Origin of the sequence: Balnearium lithotrophicum (genome assembly GCF_900182585.1) — a bacterium.
In the GTDB taxonomy this organism is placed as follows: Bacteria; Aquificota; Aquificia; order Desulfurobacteriales; family Desulfurobacteriaceae; genus Balnearium; species Balnearium lithotrophicum.
Window position 1 is genome coordinate 1 of record NZ_FXTM01000039.1, and the last position, 3,222, is coordinate 3,222.

Below are 3,222 nucleotides of genomic sequence, written 5' to 3' on the forward strand. Positions count from 1 at the left end.
AAATAAAAAAGCCTGGCACCGCCCTACTTTCCCACCCGCTCCCGCGGGCAGTATCATCGGCGCTGGCGGGCTTAACTACCGAGTTCGGAATGGGATCGGGTGTTTCCCCGCCGCTATGGGCACCAGGCTTTGTATTACAAGGTCATATTCAACTGTCTATCCTTGACAGCAGAATAAGGGAACCAGGACCTGAGACTGTTAAAGGCCGAGGCTCTCGGCCGATTAGTACCGCTCAGCTCCACCCGTTACCGGGCTTCCACCTGCGGCCTATCAACCTGGTAGTCTCCCAGGGGCCTTACCGGCTTAAAGCCGAGGGAGGCCTAATCTTGGGGTGGGCTTCCCGCTTAGATGCCTTCAGCGGTTATCCCGTGGACACATGGCTACCCAGCGGTGCGGCTGGCACCACAGCTGGTACACCAGAGGTGTCCCCACTCCGGTCCTCTCGTACTAGGAGCAGCTCCCCTCAAGCCTCCTACGCCCGTGGCGGATAGGGACCGAACTGTCTCACGACGTTCTGAACCCAGCTCGCGTGCCCCTTTAATGGGCGAACAGCCCAACCCTTGGGACCTGCTTCAGCCCCAGGATGGGACGAGCCGACATCGAGGTGCCAAACCGGTCCGTCGATGTGAGCTCTCGGGACCGATCAGCCTGTTATCCCCGGAGTAGCTTTTATCCGTTGATCGATGGCCCTTCCACTCGGGACCACCGGGTCACTAGGCCCTGGTTTCCCACCTGCTCGACCTGTCGGTCTCGCAGTCAAGCCCCCTTATGCCCTTGCACTCTACGCGCGATTGCCGACCGCGCTGAGGGGACCTTTGGGCGCCTCCGTTACCTTTTAGGAGGCGACCGCCCCAGTCAAACTGCCCACCTGACACTGTCCCCGGGCACGGTTCAGTGCCCTAGGTTAGTGCCTCAGCCTGACCAGGGTGGTATCTCACCGGCGCCTCCACCCCCGCCGGAGCGGGGGCTTCCCAGGCTCCCACCTATCCTGCGCAGGCCAGACCAAGACACAATGCCAGGCTGCAGTAAAGCTTCACGGGGTCTTTCCGTCCTGCCACGGGTACAGGGCATCTTCACCCTGACTACAATTTCGCCGGGACCCTCCGCGAGACAGTGCGGCAGTCGTTGGACCATTCATGCAGGTCGGAACTTACCCGACAAGGAATTTCGCTACCTTAGGACCGTTATAGTTACGGCCGCCGTTTACCGGGGCTTCGGTTCGGGGCTTGCACCCCTCCCCTTAACCTTCCGGCACTGGGCAGGTTGCAGTCCCCATACATCCTCTTACGAGTTTGCGGAGACCTGTGTTTTTGGTAAACAGTCGCCACCGCCTATTCTCTGCGGCCCCGGAGAGCTTCGGGAGCAAGTCCCTAGACCCTCCAGGGCACCCCTTCTCCCGCAGTTACGGGGTCAATTTGCCGAGTTCCTTACGGAGGGTTCCCCCGAACGCCTTGGTGCTTTTACACCCGCCCACCTGTGTCGGTTTGCGGTACGGTCACTCCGGCTTCACAGCTTAGGGGTTCTTTCTTGGCAGTGTGGAGTCACCCACTTCGGCTCCCAAAGGAGCCTCCCCATCAGTTCTCGGGGTTAACGAGGGCGCGGATTTGCCTACGCCCTCCCCCTACTACCTTGGCCCGGGACGACCAACGCCCGGGATGGGCTATCCTCCTGCGTCACCCCCATCGCTCCACCGGAGTGGCGCGGGAATGTTGACCCGCTTCCCATCGGCTACGCCTTTCGGCCTCGCCTTAGGGGCCGGCTAACCCAGGGCGGACTTGCCTTCCCCTGGAAACCTTGGGCTTTCGGCGGGAAGGCTTCTCACCTTCCTTATCGCCTACTCATGCCAGGATTTTCACTTCCCTGCAGTCCACCGCACCTTTCGGTGCGACTTCAACCCGCAGGGAACGCTCCCCTACCGCTCGCCAAATGGCGAACCCGCAGCTTCGGTGGGTGGCTTGAGCCCCGCTACATTTTCGGCGCACGCTCGCTCGACCAGTGAGCTGTTACGCACTCTTTAAAGGATGGCTGCCTCTAAGCCAACCTCCTGGCTGTCTTAGCGAGCGCACTTCCTTTACCACTTAGCCACCACTTGGGGACCTTAGCTGGCGGTCTGGGCTGTTTCCCTCTCGTCCACGGAGCTTATCCCCCGCAGACTGACTCCCACGGAGCATCTGCCGGCATTCGGAGTTTGGCGGGGTTCGGTACCCCTTTCGGGGCCCTAGCCCCACCAGTAGCTCTACCTCCGGCAGACTCATCCGTGAGGCTAGCCTTAAAGCTATTTCGGGGAGAACCAGCTATCTCCGTACTCGATTAGCTTTTCACTCCTACCCACAGCTCATCCCCCAGTTTTTCAGCACTGGTGGGTTCGGTCCTCCATCCGGTGTTACCCGGACTTCAACCTGGCCATGGGTAGATCGTACGGTTTCGGGTCTACTCCCGGCGACTAAGCGCCCTATTCGGACTCGGTTTCCCTACGGCTCCGCCTTTCGGCTTAGCCTCGCCGCCGAGAGTAACTCCCTGGCCCATTACGCAAAAGGTACGCCGTCAGGGAGCAAAGCTCCCCTCCGACCGCTTGTAGGCACACGGTTTCAGGTTCTATTTCACTCCCCTACCCGGGGTTCTTTTCACCTTTCCCTCACGGTACTATGCGCTATCGGTCGCCAGCGAGTACTTAGCCTTGGAGGGTGGTCCCCCCTGATTCCCGCAGGATTCCTCGTGTCCCGCGGTACTTGGGATCGTACCCCAGGGAGAGGTTCGAGTTTCGCCTACGGGGCTATCACCCTCTACGGCTGGCCTTTCCAGACCATTCGGCTACCCGAACCTTTTGTAACTCCCCGAGGAGTCCGCAGCCTCCTCCAGGTACGTCCCGCTACCCCAGATGGGCAACGCCTGCGGGCTTTGACACCCATCCGGTTTGGGCTGATCCCCTTTCGCTCGCCGCTACTCAGGGAGTCTCGTTTGATTTCCTTTCCTCCCCCTACTGAGATGTTTCAGTTCGGGGGGTCTCGCCTCCGGCATAAGCCGGATGACAGGCTTTCTGCCTGCCGGGTTTCCCCATTCGGGCATCCCCGGGTCATCAGCTGTTTGCGCCTCGCCGGGGCTTTTCGCAGCTTACCACGCCCTTCATCGCCTGCTGGCGCCAAGGCATCCACCGTGTGCCCTTAGCACCTCGGCCTATTACTGCCTCAGTCCTGGTTCCCTTATTCTACTGTCAAAGAACTA

At 60.5% G+C, this 3,222-nt stretch carries 2 rRNA genes; both read right to left on the bottom strand.

Going from position 1 to position 3,222, the window contains the following annotated elements:
* Positions 1 to 10: 10 nt before the first annotated feature.
* A 5S ribosomal RNA gene (gene rrf / locus FN732_RS09320) occupies positions 11 to 127 on the bottom strand.
* A 74-nt stretch (positions 128 to 201) separates the two neighbouring features.
* Positions 202 to 3,175: ribosomal RNA gene (locus FN732_RS09325) — 23S ribosomal RNA — on the bottom strand.
* Positions 3,176 to 3,222 lie beyond the last annotated feature (47 nt).